This is a genomic window from Sinisalibacter aestuarii (assembly GCF_027923545.1).
Classification (GTDB): Bacteria; Pseudomonadota; Alphaproteobacteria; order Rhodobacterales; family Rhodobacteraceae; genus Sinisalibacter; species Sinisalibacter aestuarii.
The window spans coordinates 79332-97286 of sequence record NZ_BROH01000005.1 but is presented as its reverse complement, the minus strand read 5'-3'; the positions used below and the strand labels follow the sequence as shown (position 1 = coordinate 97286).

The 17955-nt window shown below is 59.3% G+C and carries 18 protein-coding genes, 1 tRNA gene and 1 pseudogene; 8 read left to right on the top strand and 12 right to left on the bottom strand.

Annotated features, from left to right (window positions below):
- Window positions 1-14 precede the first annotated feature (14 nt).
- From QMG28_RS10110 to QMG28_RS10080, 7 genes are all read right to left on the bottom strand, one after another.
- Complete coding sequence (locus QMG28_RS10110; protein WP_281842166.1) at window positions 15-704, bottom strand: Nmad2 family putative nucleotide modification protein; 690 nt, start codon at window positions 702-704, stop codon at window positions 15-17.
- Window positions 704-1192 (bottom strand): TIR domain-containing protein, encoded by a 489-nt coding sequence (locus QMG28_RS10105; protein ID WP_281842165.1) that lies wholly within the window; start codon window positions 1190-1192, stop codon window positions 704-706. Before QMG28_RS10105 ends, QMG28_RS10110 begins: the two co-directional genes overlap by 1 nt.
- Before the next feature lie 308 nt (window positions 1193-1500).
- Complete coding sequence (locus tag QMG28_RS10100) at window positions 1501-2175, bottom strand: uracil-DNA glycosylase (RefSeq protein ID WP_281842164.1); 675 nt, start codon at window positions 2173-2175, stop codon at window positions 1501-1503.
- A gap of 2 nt (window positions 2176-2177) precedes the next feature.
- Window positions 2178-3317 (bottom strand): nucleoside triphosphate pyrophosphohydrolase family protein, encoded by a 1140-nt coding sequence (locus QMG28_RS10095; protein WP_281842163.1) that lies wholly within the window; start codon window positions 3315-3317, stop codon window positions 2178-2180.
- Window positions 3318-3507: 190 nt separating this feature from the next.
- Window positions 3508-4221, bottom strand: coding sequence for a restriction endonuclease (locus tag QMG28_RS10090; RefSeq protein ID WP_281842162.1), 714 nt, complete (start codon window positions 4219-4221; stop codon window positions 3508-3510).
- A gap of 179 nt (window positions 4222-4400) precedes the next feature.
- Complete coding sequence (locus tag QMG28_RS10085) at window positions 4401-4871, bottom strand: tyrosine-type recombinase/integrase (protein ID WP_281842160.1); 471 nt, start codon at window positions 4869-4871, stop codon at window positions 4401-4403.
- A 208-nt stretch (window positions 4872-5079) separates the two neighbouring features.
- On the bottom strand, window positions 5080-5328 hold the full coding sequence (locus QMG28_RS10080; RefSeq protein WP_281842158.1) for a site-specific integrase: 249 nt from the start codon (window positions 5326-5328) through the stop codon (window positions 5080-5082).
- A gap of 995 nt (window positions 5329-6323) precedes the next feature.
- Between QMG28_RS10080 and QMG28_RS10075 the strand changes: the two genes are divergently transcribed.
- Window positions 6324-8204: a P-loop NTPase fold protein gene (locus tag QMG28_RS10075; protein WP_281842156.1), complete on the top strand. Its 1881-nt coding sequence runs from the start codon at window positions 6324-6326 to the stop codon at window positions 8202-8204.
- A gap of 445 nt (window positions 8205-8649) precedes the next feature.
- A pseudogene (locus QMG28_RS10070) lies at window positions 8650-9282 on the top strand (ArdC family protein); the annotation flags it as partial.
- A gap of 565 nt (window positions 9283-9847) precedes the next feature.
- On the opposite strand, the gene QMG28_RS10065 reads toward QMG28_RS10070, so the two are convergent.
- Window positions 9848-9922 (bottom strand) — tRNA-Thr (locus tag QMG28_RS10065).
- A gap of 100 nt (window positions 9923-10022) precedes the next feature.
- Here QMG28_RS10065 and QMG28_RS10060 point away from each other — a divergent pair.
- From QMG28_RS10060 to hisD, 6 genes are all read left to right on the top strand, one after another.
- On the top strand, window positions 10023-10649 hold the full coding sequence (locus QMG28_RS10060) for a DedA family protein (RefSeq protein WP_281842155.1): 627 nt from the start codon (window positions 10023-10025) through the stop codon (window positions 10647-10649).
- 58 nt (window positions 10650-10707) lie between these two features.
- Entirely contained in the window at window positions 10708-10860 is a 153-nt protein-coding gene (locus QMG28_RS10055) for a hypothetical protein (RefSeq protein ID WP_281842153.1), read from the top strand.
- A 7-nt stretch (window positions 10861-10867) separates the two neighbouring features.
- Window positions 10868-12139, top strand: a complete 1272-nt coding sequence (gene murA, locus QMG28_RS10050) for a UDP-N-acetylglucosamine 1-carboxyvinyltransferase (RefSeq protein WP_281842152.1) — start codon at window positions 10868-10870, stop codon at window positions 12137-12139.
- On the top strand, window positions 12136-12615 hold the full coding sequence (locus QMG28_RS10045; protein ID WP_281842150.1) for a DUF2948 family protein: 480 nt from the start codon (window positions 12136-12138) through the stop codon (window positions 12613-12615). Before murA ends, QMG28_RS10045 begins: the two co-directional genes overlap by 4 nt.
- Window positions 12612-12734 (top strand): hypothetical protein, encoded by a 123-nt coding sequence (locus QMG28_RS10040; protein ID WP_281842149.1) that lies wholly within the window; start codon window positions 12612-12614, stop codon window positions 12732-12734. Before QMG28_RS10045 ends, QMG28_RS10040 begins: the two co-directional genes overlap by 4 nt.
- Before the next feature lie 65 nt (window positions 12735-12799).
- The gene (gene hisD / locus QMG28_RS10035) at window positions 12800-14104 is read left to right on the top strand and encodes a histidinol dehydrogenase (RefSeq protein ID WP_281842148.1); all 1305 of its coding nucleotides are present in this window, start codon (window positions 12800-12802) and stop codon (window positions 14102-14104) included.
- A gap of 167 nt (window positions 14105-14271) precedes the next feature.
- Here the strand turns inward: hisD and QMG28_RS10030 are convergent, their stop codons facing one another.
- From QMG28_RS10030 to QMG28_RS10015, 4 genes are read right to left on the bottom strand one after another with little or no spacing between them, the layout of a single operon-like run.
- Window positions 14272-15201: an AEC family transporter gene (locus QMG28_RS10030; protein ID WP_281842146.1), complete on the bottom strand. Its 930-nt coding sequence runs from the start codon at window positions 15199-15201 to the stop codon at window positions 14272-14274.
- Complete coding sequence (locus QMG28_RS10025) at window positions 15201-15998, bottom strand: MBL fold metallo-hydrolase (protein ID WP_281842144.1); 798 nt, start codon at window positions 15996-15998, stop codon at window positions 15201-15203. The genes QMG28_RS10030 and QMG28_RS10025 overlap by 1 nt, the downstream gene beginning before the upstream one ends.
- On the bottom strand, window positions 15998-16801 hold the full coding sequence (locus QMG28_RS10020; RefSeq protein ID WP_281842143.1) for a TatD family hydrolase: 804 nt from the start codon (window positions 16799-16801) through the stop codon (window positions 15998-16000). The genes QMG28_RS10025 and QMG28_RS10020 overlap by 1 nt, the downstream gene beginning before the upstream one ends.
- On the bottom strand, window positions 16798-17928 hold the full coding sequence (locus tag QMG28_RS10015) for a DNA polymerase III subunit delta' (protein ID WP_281842142.1): 1131 nt from the start codon (window positions 17926-17928) through the stop codon (window positions 16798-16800). Before QMG28_RS10015 ends, QMG28_RS10020 begins: the two co-directional genes overlap by 4 nt.
- Window positions 17929-17955 lie beyond the last annotated feature (27 nt).

Here is a 17955-nt window from a genome sequence, read left to right as displayed (position 1 = left end):
AAACCGCCGCATTGCTAGGGTGTGAGAGGCTCAACCACTTCATCGGTGATCTTGTTTGACCCACTCGAGAATCTGGCAGAGCTTCGCCGAAACTGAAACGGGTCATCAACAACCTGACAGCCTGCGCGATGGGCGCGATCTCGAAACCAAGAAAGTAAGGGTTGTGCAGCCGTCCCATCAAATCTCCGATGATTTCTTCCGTTACTATATCCCAGCGTATTAAGAATCTGTTCGGGGATTAACGGGGCTGATGTACCAAAATACGTGAAGTCGTCAGAAATTAGCACGCGGTTGGTTTGTGTATCAGTCGCGACATTGGACGCATCAGGCGTCCCATCAGGTCGGCTATGATGCGAATCCTCCTGATCCCATTCATGAAGCTCACCTTCGCGATGATAGATGTTATCACCGAGCATCATCACCCGACTACCATTTCGAAGTGGCTTTTTGATTTCGAACCTTGGATCCAACCAGTACTCGTCAAAGGTAAGCGTTTCTGAGATGCGCATGCCGAAAATGCAGTGTCCCGGTTGCGCCAATTCACTCCCAGCCACGCCGAAGACCCAATCCCCGATCTGTGCGACTGATCGGATTCTTGGTTTACAGCACGCGAGCGTGCAGAAGCCGTGAAATGGATTCGGTGCGAACCCAAAGTCGCGTGCAACGACATAGACAAACACACTCTCGGTGTGCCGCTTTGCCATTAGCAACGTGATGTCGCCATCGTGTGGACCGGTTCGCGAAGCTCTCCCGAGGGATTTTCGAAGCGAGTATCCTTCCCTTCGATCGCATCGACGATGCCCTTGGTTGTCCATTTCACGATGGCTTGACCATAGTCATCAAGCGCTTTGGGCACGTTGGCAGTCGTCCCACCGTGTAGGTAGACGCCGACAATACGCTTCCCAAGCTTGTGGGCCTGCTCGATTTCCCAGTTGACCCAACGACGCGTGTGAGTCTTCGGGCCGATCAGAACAACCACCGTGGAGGCCCACCGCATCTTCATACGCAAGAGCCGTTTGATTGTGTTGTCACTCACACGGCCTTCGTTCACGCGCCGCTCGTTTGCCGGTTTCATGCGCACCGACGAATTGCGAACCTGGTAGTCACCACGCCCAAGCATACGTTGGAAGCCGTCCACGTGGCTGTCATCGCCATGGTGATGGCTAATGAAAACATTTTTCTGCGTCGGCACATTAGCCTCCGATAGATGGACCTCTTCGGAGAGTCTGGTGGCACCGGTCGATAATTTCAAGACAAAATGTTCTGTTTTTGTTTCCCGCGCTTGGCTGCCGGTTCCACTTACGGCTACGGTACTAGCCCAAGTCCCCATTCGGCCCTGGGCGTTCGCGCGGCACAACTTCAACCAAACCGAACGGTCGCATGAAGCCCGGATCTGAAACAGGGTGTGGTCTCACGCAGTAGCAGCGTGGCGCGAATGTTGCGGAAGTCCGAGGCCCGATCAAGGTCTTTACCTGCAATAATCGAGTTTGCGGAAACCGCCTAAACGAAGAAGCTCATGGTTTCTTGCTTAGGTGCTGATGGCATATCGATCCCGTAGAACTGCGCCAGAGTCTCACTGAATTCGCGTTGTCCGCCGTAACTAGGATGCCGCACATTGATCACCGGAATAGGCGAATCTTCCAGTGCCGCTTGTGCATCGCGTCCGATAGCCACAAGCTGCTTGGGTCTCAGAAATTCGATCAGATACCACAGGAAAGGCAAAGTCAGTTCGCGCTCCTTCGCAGTGTGGCATCTATTTGTCATCGGCTTGCCCTCATCATGCGGGTGAAACGGAAACACGTTCCAAAGCATTACAGGGCTCCCGATCCTCCCCAAAAGCTTCCAGATAACGGCAGCGGTACGCTCCGCAACGACGTCTCCTTGAGTGGCACGAGCAAGCGATCCTGTGCCTAACAGTCGTTCGACCGAGTTCAAGTGAACCTCATCGGTCAATGGCACTCCCGTGCGCCGTCCACCTCGGTAACCGAGATCTCGGGCAACCCAGATCGTGTCAACGCCGGAGGCGTGCACTGCCTCGAGGACGCTTACCAGATTTCTGGAACGCGTGACTGCGGCATCGCTAAGGTCGCAATTTGGGCACACATTGCGATATGGATTGAAGACCCGCTCCGACGAAAAGGACTGGAGTTCGCAGATGAATTCGTTCGCGCTCATGTCTACAATGCCTCTATGTCGATGCTTCGCTTCTCAAGGTCGAGGATCAACCTGCCCTGCCGATGCTCCTTCAGATACCGGAAGCATCGGAACCCTTCGAGAATTGCTTCCTCCCAAAGCCACAAAGGGCATCGCTCTGCCTCATAACCGGAGGCGAACTGATGGACGGTCTTCAACATGTCGTAGCTGAGTTTGCCTGGCTCGACCCCAGCGAAGAAATCCTGCTTCTGGGCCCGGTTGAAAATCCAGGTAGAGATACCCTCCTCGACGAGGTTCGCGCGGGCACCATCTTGGTTTTCGTCTTTCACGGGGTCGGATTTCCGCTTCAGCTTGAACAGCGCGCGCATGACTGGCGACCACCCCAAGATCGCAGCGTAGGCGTAGTGGAAGACATCGTGAAAGCGGTAGTCATCGGGGTCTTCCTTGTTGTCCGTCAGCGGATCTCCGATGTTCAATCCATTGCATCGCTGGAACACGAGAACGTTGCCGCCTCGCTCGCGCTCAAAAATTTCGACCTCGAGTTGTCTCGGCAACCGTTCGGCAGGGTCGTCGTTTTCGTCGAAAAGCGCAGGATATTTCTTTTGATGTGGCCACCGGCTGAAGATCTTGTAGAGGTTCTGGCGGGCCGCATCTTCGAGTTCGACTTCCGCTGCATCAGCGGCTTCGATGATCGCGCGGAAGATCTCAACAAGGTGCCCAGCCAGTTTATCGCGATTTGATGAGAATGCACCGGCATGGAGATCGTTCATCAGATCGCCGACACGTCCTGCTAGCTGCACCACCCGTCCCGAGAATTCCTCGCTTGTGATCGGCTCCCTCCGCACGTGGTGAATGTCACCGAAGATGCCGGCCTCGTCGGCCATCACCTCATCCCAATCCGACATGTCCCGAAACGCGCGTTGCGCAATGACACTGAGATCGAGTTTTGCCCGCGAGGCAATGCGGGTGAAGTACCACAACACGTCGCCGAGCTCTTCGGCAATTGCCTCATCATAGCTCTGCTCGTAGGACTGATCGCGCTGCTTCTTCTTTAAGGCGCTAAGGAGTCCACCAACCTCGCCAAAGAGCCCCAAGATTGGGAGATCCAGCTCTGAATCTTCGAAGTTGTCGGTCAGGGCGGTAACCCGTTGATAGGCGTTCATCCCGACCCTGGACGCGTCGCCAATCTCTTCCGGAAGCTGCACTGAAGGCCATGATCGATTGAAGACACTTATTGAATGCATTTTCGATTTCCAGTCAAGTATTGCGCAATAGAATCATGTAGTTGAGAGCCCGTCAACAACCAGAAGGATCTCAGTATTGCCCGCAGTATAAGATCGTGAACCAACGTGGTTATGGCTCACTTGTCCCGTGCAGCCTTGCTTTCGCAGTTGCCAGTTTTGCCTCCAGTTCAGCCATATGTGGTTCGAGTGCTTCGACCACCTCGCCTGCACTCCTAAACGTCGCGGGCAGATCAGGCAAAAAAAACATTGCTGGAATCGTGCCTGGTTCGACAGGAAAGCGGCCGCGTATCGCCCTGGAAAGCAATTCTTTACAGGTATCCATAACGAAGATCGCTGAGTAACCATACCCACCAGTTTCCGGTCGCAATCCTTGTTCAATTCGGTACCCCTTATCCATTTCCCAATAGGTTTCGCGGCAGGTCTCCATCCGATCAAAAAGCTCACGCAAACGCATAGCAAAAACATCTTGCGATGTTTCTTCGGTCAGTTTCGCCAATGAGGTAACTTGAACATTGGTCAGATTTGCGGCTTCAACTGCACCTGATTGAAACCCAGACTCGGAAAGCACAATCCCACGATCAGCTCCTGTGTCGTGTACGATTTCGCGAAGCGCTAATATATGTAGTTTTGATACCGGTGACTTCCAGAGCTTACACTCAACCAGCCAAAGCGTCTCAAACCCAACATGCTTCGAACGAACGACAACATCGACGTCATGAGATGTTCGCACCCCCTTGATTGAAACATCGGTCTCCGCAGATAGACCCAATGATCTGAAGAACTCTGCCGCATTGTCCTGATAGTCTTTCCAATTCTCTGACATACCGCGCCTCTACAAACTCCGGCGAACTCAAGTCGAAGAATTCAACAGAGTCCAGCGGACACCTCCACCAAGATGTGGGCCGTGTGAGTTTCCAAGAACGTTGCTATTCCAAAGAAAGGCAGATTCGGCGGGGTTCCGTGCAGTGTCTTCGATGCGCTTCGGATGGCGGTTTCCGGCGGTCACCGTCGCAACTCGGTAAGCACATCGACCCGCTCCAACGCTCGTCGCAGCGCGTGGTTCGAAACCCTCACGTAGATCTCCGTCGTCCTGAGGCTGGCATGGCCGAGCAGGGCCTGGACCATCCGGATGTCGATTCCCTCCTCGATCAGCAGCGTCGCGGCGGAGTGCCGGAACCGGTGCGGGGTCAGGTGTGGTTCGATCCCGAGGCGCTTGGACAGGGTCCGCAGCCGTTTTCGGAACGTGGCCGAGCGGAGCCGACGACCTTCCGTGTTCAGGAACAAGGGCGCCGCGAGAGAGCCCTCGTTGCAACGCACCTCACAATGTCGCCGGAACTCCTCCTGCAGCTCGCGATTTGGTACAAAGACGATGCGCTCCTTGTTGCCTTTGCCCCGGACGAGGATTTGGCTTCCGTCATGCGAGACGTCGCGGACCTTTACATTGGTCAGCTCGCTGATCCGCAGTCCGGTCACGATGAGCAGCTTGATGATCAGGATAGTGACGGAAATTTCAGAAGCCGGTGTCGCGTCATACTTACCTGGCTTCGATGGCACAGCGATGGCGCGTTCGTCGGCGTGGAGAACCGCTTTTAGCGTGTCTCGATCAATAGGACGCTGGGATCCTTACCGAGATGCGAAGGTCCGCGAACGGGGAGGGCAGGGTGCTGTTTCGATCTTCGCGCTAGGTAAAGTACGACTTGAGCGTCACGAGCCACCGCTCGATGGTCGCGGGCTTGGCGCCCAACTCATCGCGCAGATGGTGGTGGCAGGCGAGGATGTCATCTTTCGACAGGGGATCGCTGAGACGGTGGGTCGCGGTGAAGCGGGCGAAGGTGCGCAGATCCTGGGAATAGGCCCGCAGGGTGTGATGTCCGACGCCGCGCTCATCGCGGCAGGCGTTGACGAAGGCATTGTGATTGAGATGAGGCATGCTGAACTCCTTTGGTTGAGTTCAGCCAGTTCTGCACAGGTGGATTATTGCGCGGAAACCGCCCGCCACACCGGTAACGATAATGGCCCATCCCAATCCGCACCAGAAATTCTGGCAATCACTAACCCAGAAGGTTGGCGCGGGCTTTTCTTGGGTTTTGGGAACCGTGCATTAATCGAGCCTCGCGTTTCGCTGTGTTGTCGTAATAGCCTGAAAAGATGGCGAAAATCTTCACAGTCACGATATGGCTTCCGGCGCAATATCTGGTGTTTGTTCTTGAATGCCGCACCACATCGTGATAATATTGCTCCTAATAACATAGGAGCGGCAGTTTGAGACAGGCACATACTGAAGGGCCCTGTGAGGCGCCTGAACGGGCAAAGGTTGAAATAAGTCAGGAAATTCACCGCGATCTGGACGGGGCGGTGCTACCATCGGTAGGTCTCGTCGAGGTCAGCGTTGTTCCGGAGGGGAGAAGTTACGGTGTAAGGGTTAGAAGGCTTCCACAAGACCATTAAGTTTAGGTGTCTGTCGACAGGACGTGACGGCCAAAAAGTTGGACGATGCCGAAAAACTGGCTTTGAAATCAGTTGGGACGAGGTTAAGCTATCCTAAGCTCAAACTAGGAGGTTTATCATGCCGTGCCCATCTCCCCAGAACCTTCAAGACGCTATTGAAGCACACGGTGCGCGGGTAGACTGGACGATTTCGCATTGTGATGAAGGTAATCGGACTGTCTTCAATGTTGTTTTTACGCCAGCAAATCAAGGGCGAAAGCTGTCCATAGCAGCAAAGGTGAAGTGCGAAGGCGAAGGCGCGAAGAGCTTTACAAAGCGAGTAGTGTTTCACGACAATGGGTACGTAGAGGGCTACGGCGATACGCGCGATGGAGTATCATTTCAACTTAAGCCGTTTGATCGAAACCGCCCACATGTACTTTTGCCCGATGCATATTTGGTACCCTAGTTCCCAATTTCGCTGTTCGATTCGTTACCATGAATTCAAACGACCTTGTAAAAAAATTCATTTTGAAATGGGCGACTTCGTCAAGCAATCCTAAGTTTGCTGTGCTTCTCGACGGGCACTGGGGGAGCGGTAAGACCTACTTTGTTCAGGATCTTCTTGAATCAGCGGAATTGAGCAAGAAGAAGTGCGTATACATCTCGCTTTTTGGCGTGTCCGATATATCTACCATTGAAGCGCAGTTGTTTTTTTCCACTGCAAGCGGCACTGCAAAAGTCGCCCATTTCGGCGCAAGATTTGTGGAAAGAGCGCTTCAGTCCACCTTACGATTTGACGTGTCTGGTGATGGCTCCCCAGACGGCCAGTTGAATGGCAAACTATCGGGTGCCGCTGACTTTATTCAGAGAAAATTTTCAGAAGTCGAAAACGCCTTTCTCATACTCGATGATTTGGAGCGGTCTAAAATTGACGTTGAGGAGCTTTTTGGATTTGTAAATGTTTTTGTTGAACATGGAAATGCTAGAGTACTTTTTATAGCTAATACAGAGAAGCTTCAAGAGTTAAGCAAGTTCGAAGAAATCAAAGAAAAAGTGATTGGGAAGCAGCTTTCGCTGGAGGCAAATACTTCAGCTGCACTTTCGAACTTCATTTCGGAGATCGAACCTCAATCGGTTCGTGAAGAATTGCAAAGATTAGAAGAACAGATCCAGCGACTCTACGCGATCTCACGAAGCACTAACCTCAGGCAACTGAGGCAATTTGTGTGGTCTTTCAGTGAATTGTTGTCAGAGGTTCCCCAGAGTCAGTTGGGCAATCAATCCTTCTTGGAATCTCTTGTTTTAGAGTTCTTTTTGATCTTCTTCGAACTTGGGGAGCACTTAAGTGATCAAGCGAAAAGAGCAGTCTATGGTTTTTCGGAGACCGAGGGCCAAGATCGATCGCGCTTTTTTGTTGCATCGGAATTAGAAACCGTACTTGGCCGTGTGCCCGCCACTGAAGTCCTGAGCAGATACGGTGCCAATGTTCGCATCGAAAGCCCACTTGAGGAGCAGACTTGGCGCCAAATCGTGGCAACTGGTTCTCCGGACAGTGACACTCTAAGACGGGACATCTCCCAGTTGGACTTTTCTGAACGTCGGAAAGAGTGGCCGAGCTGGAAGCGACTTTGGCACTATCTCGATTGGGATTTCTCGGTTGAAACTGAAACTGACTTTCTCGACGAAGTCACAAGACTGATCGACGAACTTCGAAGAAAGGAAATTTCTGATTGCCGAGAGTTTTTACATGCATGTGGTGTGTTGCTTTTTTTAAAGTCCAACAAGTCAATTCCTGAAGAAACGATTGTGACTTTTCCCAACTTCCAGAACTACGTGGATGAAGTCCTCGAAAGTCGATACGACGAGGACACATATCTTTCAATATGCGTACATCGAGAGCGCGGGTATGACGGGCTCGGATACCATGCGTCGAGGACTGAGGATTTTAAAAAGGTCTTTGACCTTATCTCTTCGAGGTTGGTGGCATGGCACGAAAGATGGGAGACTGACACTTATCCCGCACGTGTGCTATCTGAGATTACTGAAGACCCGAACGAGTTCTTTCGATCACTTTCGGCTGATGCATCTGCGAACCAAGTTCTAGTATCGACTACTACATTGACAAACATTAACCCGGGCTCTTTCACAGATACTTGGTTGGAACTGCCGCGCCCAGCCGAACGCTCGTTGATCTCTTGCGCTGGCGAGCGATATAGGAACCACAGTTCTCTGGTCGCGAAGGAAGTGGATTGGTGGCGCAAAGTACAGTTGGAGCTCCGTGCCCGCGCGAGTAGTGCCGAAGGGTCGCCACGCGCGGCGCAGATATTGCGTCACGCTGACGACATTGAGGGTCTTATTGGCACCGACGGCTTTTAGTTTTACGTCTGCCCGAATGGTTTTCTGAGCGGAACGGCCGACTGTTTCTTTCGCGCTCAACACTTAGTGGTGCGAATGACTTCTTTGTGAATTGTAGCGACTGAAGGAAGAAGGGCCTGGACTTCCGAGCTGAAAATCCACTGAAAAGTTTCGCATTGGTTGTTCGCTCAGTGCCAAATCAGTACTAACGATAATTCTCGGTTATCGTTACTGGTGGACAGGCTCCCCTGCCTAACCCCTGAGAAACTGTTCCCCGGGAAGTGCATGCACTGACTTTCTGAAAGTGAAAGCTGGCCTTGGGTCCTCTTGGATCCGGAGAAGGCGGGAAAGGAGTCTCGCGGGGTTCCGGAGGAATCCTGGTCCCCGACCGGGAGACTGCTTTCCAAAACCGCTCTCCGATCCGCGCACGGTTGCCGTGCGCTCCTTCTGACATCGGAGACCACACATGGCCAGGTCAAAGCCCAGGTTCGACGCTGCGGCGTCGATCACCAATGAACTCATCGAAATCATCGACCGGGGGGTGCTGCCCTGGCGCAAACCCTGGACGGTCGGCGGCAGCTCCGTCCCGCTCCGGCAGAACGGAGAACCATACCAGGGCATCAATAATTTCCTGCTGACCATGCGCACCATGATGGCCGGATACACATCGCCCTACTGGATGACGCTGAGGCAGGCGAACGAACTGAAAGCGAAGGTCATCAAGGGCTCGAAATCCTCCGTCGTCGTCTACTACGGCACCACCGAGCGCGACCAAAAGGCAGCCGGCGATGAAGACAAGGCGGATACCGACGACACCAAAGCCATCCCCTTCATGAAGTCCTACCGAGTCTTCAACGCCGATCAGATCGAAGGTCTGGACGCCCGGTTCCATCCCGAGCCTCCGGACACGCAGGAATATCCCGAACGCGCTCCGATCCCGCATATGCAGGCTTTTTTCGAAGCGATCGGGGCGACGGTCAGCTTCTCGGGTCGGGAAGCCTGCTATGTACCGGCCCTCGACAAGATCTACCTCCCTCCGACCGAAGTCTTCGAAAACCCGCTGAACTTCTACGCGGTCTGCCGTAGGCACTACGCCTACTATCGCTGCGAAACGCGAGGCTGCGAAGCCAAGAGCAAGTCAATCCCTCGGGCAAAGATGGAGAACGCTTTCGCTGAGATCATGGAAGGATTGCAGCCAGCTCGCGGGCTATTTGAGCTGGCAAAGGCCATGCTTCGCGATGCTTGGGAAATGAAGCTGACAGTGGCGCACGGTGAGAAAGACGAGTTGCAGTCGCAGCTCAAGGACGTTGAGAGGCAAATTGAGAGCCTTTTGGATCGGATTGTTGATGCAACGAGCGCGTCGGTCGTCAGTGCCTACGAAGCGCGTATTGAGAAGCTAGAACGGCAGAAGATTGTGCTTGCCGAACGCATTGAAAAATCCTTGCCACCGAAGGGGCGGCTGGAGGATTGTATTGAACTCGCCCTTAGGTTCCTGTCAAACCCTTGGAATCTATATAAAAATGGAGACTTCACGATGCGCCAAACGGTACTCAGATTGGTCTTTGCAGAGCCGCTGAAGTACGATCAAAATGGGGTGTATGGAACTCCCGAATTATCGTTCCCTTTCAGGTACTTAGAGGGATTTTCGGGGTCAAAAAGCGAGATGGTGCCGCAGGGGAGGATTGAACTCCCGACCTCACCCTTACCAAGGGTGCGCTCTACCACTGAGCTACTGCGGCGAACCGTGGGCGGCTGATTAGACGCATTTTGCCGAGGGCGCAAGCGCAAACTCGGCGAATTTTGCCGCCACTTGCGACGCGGTCTGCGCCGCCTATCTGTTTGCCACCGGAGGTCGCCGATATGCTGCATGGCTGGGTTGAACCCTTCATCCACCAATACGGCCTTTGGGGCCTCTGGCTGGACGTGTTTCTTGAGGCGATGGGTGCGCCGGTGCCGGGCGAAACCCTGCTCGTCGTGGCCGCCGGGCTTGCCGCCAACGGTCTGTTCGATATCCGTGCCGTGGTGCTCGTCGCGCTCATCGGTGCGGTGATGGGCGACAATCTGGGTTACCTGATCGGCCGGACCTTTGGCCGCCCGGTGGTGCTGGCGAAAGGTGCCCGCTTCGGTATCACCCATGAGCGTCTGGCGCGGGTTGAGCATGCGCTGAACGCGCGGGGTGTAATCGTCGTGGTCTTTGCCCGTTTCGTGCCGCTCCTGCGCCAGCTCAACGGTCTCGCCGCAGGCACTGCCGGAATGCACTGGCTGCGCTTCGTCATCGCCAATGCGATCGGCGGTGCGCTTTGGGTCGGGCTGTGGTCCTGGCTGGCCTATGGGCTTGGCGCCCATGCAGAGCTGCTTTCGCGGTTCTGGGCATGGATTCACCCCTTCGCGTGGCTGATCGTGCCGTTCTGGATTGCCGTCTATATCGTGGGCTATATGATCCTGCGCCGCCAGAAGCGGGGATGAACGCCGAGCGGCGCGGCGAAAACTGGACGGCTCCCGGAGCCTGCGCTAGAGAGACGCAATGAGCCGCAAACCCGCCTCCGACCCTGCGAAAAAGGCCGCCGCCTCGCGTGAGGACCGGCTGAAAGCCGCGCTCAAGGCCAATATGGGCCGGCGCAAGGCGCAGGCGAAGGCACGCGGGAACGCGGCCGGCACAGAAAAAGACAAAGAATGAGGCAGGCATGGATTCGATAGTCGTCACGGGCAACGGCCCGCTGAAAGGGGAAATCCCGATTGCCGGGGCTAAAAACGCCTGCCTCGCGCTGATGCCGGCGACGCTGCTGTCGGACGAGCCGCTGATCCTCACCAATGCGCCGCGGCTGTCGGACATTTCCACCATGTCGCTGCTCCTGCAAAGCCTTGGGGCGGATACGGCCAACCTGCAAAACGGCAAGGTTCTGGCAATGTCGAGCCATGACCTCACCTCCACCCGTGCCGATTATGACATCGTGCGCAAGATGCGCGCCTCCAATCTTGTGCTCGGCCCGCTGCTGGCCCGCGAGGGCCATGCCGAAGTGTCGCTGCCCGGTGGTTGCGCCATCGGCGCGCGACCGATGGATCTGCATCAGGACGGGCTCGAAGCGCTTGGCGCGACCATCGAGCTGAAAGACGGCTACCTCCACGCCAAGGCCCCCGGCGGGCTGAAGGGCGCCAAGATCAAACTGCGCTTTGCCTCCGTGGGGGCGACGGAGAACATCGTGATGGCGGCGACGCTGGCGAAGGGCACCACGGTGCTCGACAATGCCGCGCGCGAGCCGGAAATCGTCGATCTGGTGCGTTGCTTGCGGGCGATGGGCGCGCAGATCGAGGGCGAGGGGACGAGCCGGATCGAGATTCAGGGCGTCGACCGGCTGCATGGCGCGACCCACGAGGTGGTGACCGACCGGATCGAGCTGGGCACTTACATGCTGGCCCCCGTCATTGTAGGCGGCGAAGTGGAATGCCTCGGCGGCAAGAAGGAACTGGTGCAGAGCTTCACCGACAAACTGGAAGAGGCGGGCGTGTCGGTTGAGGAGACCGGCCGTGGCCTCAAGGTCAGCCACAGGCCCGGCCAGCGGGTGCGGGCGGTGGATGTGACCACCGAGGTCTTCCCCGGCTTCCCGACCGACCTTCAGGCGCAGATGATGGCTCTGCTGACCACCGCCGAGGGCACCAGCACGCTGCATGAGACGATCTTTGAGAACCGCTTCATGCACGCGCCGGAACTGATGCGGATGGGGGCCGATATCGAGGTGCAGGGCGGCACGGCGAAGGTGACCGGTGTTGACCGGCTCAAGGGCGCGCCGGTGATGGCCACCGATCTGCGCGCCTCGGTCAGCCTGATCCTCGCCGGCCTCGCGGCGGAGGGCGAGACCGTGGTCAACCGGGTCTATCACCTCGACCGGGGCTATGAACATGTGGTGCGCAAGCTCTCGGGCGTGGGCGCGAAGATTGAGCGGGTCAAAGGCGCATGAGCGAAGATGCACGTTTCGAGGACGGGGGCGACACGCCTCTGAAGCTGATGGCGCTCGATGCCGAGGATCTCGCCGTGATCTCGGCGCTGACGCAGGATGCGGTGTTCCCGATCACCGAGATGACCTGGCAGCCCGCGCGCCGCCGCTTCGCGCTGCTGATCAACCGCTTCCGTTGGGAAGACGCGGACAAGGCCGCGCGCGGGCGGCGGCCGGTGGAGCGGGTGCAATCGGTGCTTGCCGTGTCGGATGTGCAAAAAGTGCAAAGCCAGGGCGTAGATCGGGGTGAGAAAGACCTTGTAATATCGCTTTTGTCCATCTCCTTCGAGCCGGGAGAAGATGGCACGGGGCGCGTGATCTTCACCCTCGCGGGCGATGGCGCGATTGCGCTGGAGGTCGAGGCGCTTGACGTGGTGTTGCAGGACGTGACCCGGCCCTACGCCGCCCCTGCCAAACGCGCGCCCCGCCACCCGCAATGATCTGGCTGCGCAGAACGCTGGCTCTGGCGGTGCTTGCCGCCATTGCGGTGTTGATAGTCAGGTTCGCCGAACCGTGGCTCACCGTGCCCGAGATCGCGCCCGCCGCTGCGACGGAGTGAGCCGGGCAGGGTTCTTGTCGCCCGGCCCGCGGGGCGGTATGTGACGCCAAAGCCCGGAGGACCAGATGCCCCAGTTTCTCAACAGCCGCGACGCCGATTTCGACGTCCGCTTCACCGCGCTCCTCGGCATGAAGCGCGAGGACAGCCCGGATGTGGACGAGATCGTCGCCGGGATCATCGCCGATGTGCGCGCCCGGGGCGATGCAGCGGTGCTGGAGCTGACGGCAAGGTTCGACCGGCTGGAACTGACGGCGCAGACGATGCGCTTCACGCCTGCCGAGATCGACGGGATCGCCGCCACCGTGCCCGCCGCCGAGCGCGACGCGCTGGAACTCGCCGCCGACCGGATCCGCGCCTACCATGTGCGCCAGATGCCCGAAAACGAGCTTTGGACCGATCCCGATGGCGCCACGCTCGGCTGGCGCTGGACGGCGGTGCAGGCGGCGGGGCTCTACGTGCCGGGCGGGCTGGCGAGCTATCCCTCCTCGGTGCTGATGAACGCCGTGCCCGCCAAGGTGGCAGGCGTGAAGCGCCTCGCCATCACCGTGCCCACGCCGGATGGGGTGGTGAACCCGGCGGTTCTGCTGGCGGCGAAGATCGCCGGGGTGGATGAGGTCTACCGTATCGGCGGTGCGCAGGCGGTGGCCGCGCTTGCCTATGGCACCGGGAGCATCGCCCCTGTCGACAAGATCACCGGGCCGGGCAACGCTTTCGTGGCGGCGGCCAAGCGGCGGGTGTTTGGCAAAGTGGGGATCGACATGATCGCCGGGCCGTCGGAAATTCTGGTGATCGCCGATGCCGATAACGATCCGGATTTCATCGCGCTCGATCTGATGAGTCAGGCCGAGCATGACGAGAGCGCGCAATCCATCCTGATCACCGACGATGACGCCTTTGGCCGGAAGGTGGCCGATGCGGTGGCGGCGCGGCTCGAAACGCTGGAGCGCCGCGCCATCGCGGGCGCAAGCTGGCGCGATTTCGGCGCGGTCATCACCGTGCGCGACCTCGATGAAGCCGCCGCGCTGGCCGACCGGATCGCGCCCGAACACCTTGAGCTCTGCGTCGCCGACCCCGAGGCGCTGTCGGAAAAGATTTCCAATGCCGGCGCGCTGTTCCTCGGTGGTTTCACCCCTGAAGCGGTGGGCGATTACGTGGGCGGGCCGAACCACGTTCTGCCCACGGCGCGCTCGGCGCGGTTCTCCTCGGGCCTCTCGGTGCTCGATTTCATGAAGCGCACGACGATTGCCAGGATGACGCCCGCCGCGCTGAAGGCCATCGGCCCGGCGGCAGAGACGCTGGCGAAATCGGAAAGCCTCGAAGCCCACGGCCTCAGCGTGCGGGTCCGGCTCGACAAGCTGAACGAAGGGTAAATCCGCGCCGGTTTGTCGGGGCGCGGTCTACGATCCGGCGATATCCACTTCTCCGGATTTCCGGATATCCGGAGAAGTGGATTTGCACGACAAATCATGTGGTTATCTGATTTTTGATGTTAACGTTCCGTTCACCTGCCGCGCTCTGCCCTGCGCTCCACAAGCGCCTAGCCCAGCACCCAGAGCCAGCCCCAGACGGTGACGATGGAGGCCGCGGTGCCAACCAGCACCGCCGTGGCCGCCGTGCGCTTGGCGGTGCCGTACATATTGGCGAACACATAGGCATTCACCCCCGGCGCCATCGAGGCCATCAGCACCGCCGAGCGGGTCGGGCCGGTGCCGAGCGCGAAACCGTGCGACAGGAGCCAGACCACGGCAGGGTGAAACAGGAGCGAGATCGCCGAAATCCAGATCACCAGCTTGAGGTCGCCCTCGGGCCTGTAGGCGGCGAGGATGCCGCCAAGGGCGAACAGCGCCGCCGGGATCGCGGAGGCGGCCACCATGTCGATGGTCGAGGCCACCGGCGCGGGCATCGGCAGGCCGCTCGCATTGAAGAGCGCGCCCGAGCCGATGCCGATGATGAACGGGTTCCTGATCATCGACCGGGCGACCGAGAGCATCGTTGCCCCGGCGCTGCGTCCGCCGGCGCGCACGATCTCCATCGCGGTGACCGAGAGCATGTAGACGAAGGGGGCGTGGAAGGCGATGATCGCGAAATTGTAGCCAAGCGCATCGGCGCCATAGGCACGTTCGGTGATCGGCAGGCCGAGCAGACCGCCATTGGAGAAGGCGGTGGCAAAGGCCACGGCCACGCTGTCGGGCCAGGGGCGGCGAAACAGGTAATGCGCCCCCAGAAGCCCGGCGACAAAGCTGAGCGTTACCCCCGTATAGAAGGCGGTGAGCATCATCGGGTCGAAGGTTTCGCCCAGATGCAGCCGCGAAATGCCGCGAAACAGCAGCACCGGAAAGGCGAAGGCCTGCGCGTATTTCATCAGGTATTCAAACAGTGCGCTGTCGACCTTCAGAAGTTTGTTCGCGCCATATCCGAAGCCGATCACCAGAAAGACCGGCAGGATGACCTCGATCAGGGCCGACATCAGACGTCGTAGCCGATCACCAGCCCGTCATGGGCGGGAATGATGTGATCGGGGGTTTCCGCCATCACCTCATCATAGTCGAGGTCGATATGCATATTCGTGAGCACGCCCCGCCGCGCGCCGGATTTTTCAAGCCATTCCAGCGCCCTGGCAAGATGCGCATGGGTCGGGTGCGGGGTGCGGCGCAGCGCGTCGATGACGAAGCAGTCAAGCTCCATCAGCGCTGGCCAGGCGGCATCGGGAATGTCGGAGACGTCGGGCAGATAGGCGAGATCGCCCACGCGGAACCCGAGCGCGTCGATGCTGCCATGCTCCACCTCGAACGGGGTGAGCGTGATCGGGCCGCCGGCGCCGGTGATGGTCACATCGCCCCGGATCGTGTGCAGATCGAGGATCGGCGGATAGGATGAGCCTTCGGGCTGGACGAAGGCATAGCCGAAACGCGAGAGCAGGGCGTCCTGCGTTGCGCCATCGGCCCAGACGGGCAGGCGTTCGCGCAGGTTGAACACGACCTGCCGCAAATCGTCGAGCCCGTGCACATGGTCGGCATGGGCATGGGTATAGACCACGGCGTCAATCGTGCCGATGCCGGCGGCAAGCAGTTGCGCGCGCAGATCGGGCGAGGTGTCGATCAGCACGCGGGTGGTGCCGGCCCCGGTCGTGCGGCTTACCAGCATCGAGCAGCGCAGGCGGGTGTTCTTCGGATTGTCGGGGTCGCAATCGCCCCAATGCCCGCCGATCCGCGGCACGCCGCCGGACGAGCCGCAGCCGAGGATGGTGAAATCCAGCCGGGCCATCAGTCCGCGGCTCCGAAATCGGCCGCCTTCCAGAACAGCCGGTCGAAATTGGCCTGCGTTCGGGCGGCGAAATCTGCGTAATCCATACCGAACACCTCGGCGCCCACATGGGCGGTGTGGGCGGTATAGGCGGGTTCGTTGCGTCTGCCGCGATGAGGCGGCGGCGCGAGGTAAGGGCTGTCGGTCTCGACCAGAATGCGCGCGACGGGCGCGCTGGCGAAGATCTCGCGCAGTTCGGTGGATTTGGGGAAGGCGGCAATGCCTGACATCGACAGATAGAAGCCCAGATCGAGGGCGGCTTCGGCCAGCGCCCGGCCCGACGAGAAGCAATGCATCACGCAAGTATAGGCCCCGGCGCGGTGTTCTTCGGCAAGGATGCGCGCCATATCGTCATCGGCGGCGCGCGCGTGGATGATGAGCGGCAGCCCGGTCCGGCGCGCGGCCTCGATATGGACGCGCAGGCTTTCCTGCTGAACGTCCTTGCTTTCGGCGGTGTAGTGGTAATCGAGCCCGGTCTCGCCGATGCCGACGAATTTGGGGTGCTCTGCCAGAGCCACGATCTCTTCGACGCCGATCGGCGCTTCCTCGGCTGCGTGCATCGGGTGGATGCCCCCGGCCCAGAACACCGGCGCATGGGCTTCGGCAATGGCGCGCGCCTTGGGGAAGGTGGCGTGGCGGGTGGCGATGGTTACCATCCGGCTCACCCCGGCTTCGGCGGCGCGGGTCACGACATCGCTCAACTCGCCTTCGAAATCGGGAAAGTCGAGGTGGCAATGGCTGTCGGTGATCGTCGGTTGGCTCATGCCGCCTGCGTGCTCGTGGTCTCGTTGATCCTGAAGACCATATCGAGGATGAGCGCGGCAGGGTCAAGGTTGACAGCCCGGCCATGCGCCGCGCGCGCCGAAAGCTCCTGCTGCAGCGTGGCCCAGTGGCGCGCTGCCTGCGGATTGGGCGCGAGGCGGGCAAAAAGCGCCGCTTCGCCCGGGGCGGCCTCGGTGGCGGGCGGGCGGCCCGCGCCGGTGGCGGCGAGGCGGGCGAGGAACAGCTCGATCAGCCGGATCACCAGATCGAGCCTGGGGGCATTGGCGGCCCCGGTGGTGGAATTGGCGAGCGCGATGGCGGCTGGCCGGTTGTAGCGGGGGGCCTGCTCGAAGATGCGCACGATCTCGCCATAGGTTTCCAGCCCGCCGAGATGGGTGAGCCGGAGCGCCTCGCCCACCGAGCCGCCCGCGAGCGCGCCGAGCGCCTGCGCCTCCGGCCCCACCGGCGTGCCCGCCGCCTCAAGCGCGCCGGCAAGATCGTCGGGCGCGAGCGGTGCGAGCCGCAATTCGCGGCAACGCGAGCGGATCGTCGGCAGAAGCCGCGAGGGCTGGTGGCTGATCAGCAGCAGCACGGCGCCGCGCGGCGGCTCTTCGAGCAGCTTCAACAGCGCATTCGCGGCGGCCACGTTCATCTCGTCAGCGGCATCGACGATCACCACGCGCCGCCCGCTATCGCCGGCGGTGAGGCCGAAGAACTCCTTCACCCGCCGCACCTCGTTGACCCGGATATCGGCGGACAGCCTGTCACCCTTGTCGTTGGGGCCACGCCGGAGCAGGAACAGTCCCGGCTCCGACAGCGCCCGCATCCGGCGGGCGACGGGATGTTCGGGGTCGATATCCAGCGTTGTGGGGGCAGGGGCCTCGCCAAACAGCCCGGCCCCGCCGGTAGGCGGCGTCGCGAGAAGAAAGCGGGCGATGCGCCAGGCCAGCGTGGCCTTGCCCACACCCTGCGGCCCGGTGATCAGCCAGGCATGGTGCAGCCTTCCGGCATTGTAGACGTCGAGAAAGGTGGCTTCGGCGGCCTCCTGGCCGATAAGCCGGGCAGTTTCACGCGGATGCGGCGCGCCTTCGATGCGGTCGGGTTCCGGCAGTTCGGCGGGGTCAGCCATGGCGCGGTCTTTCCAAGAAACCGGCTC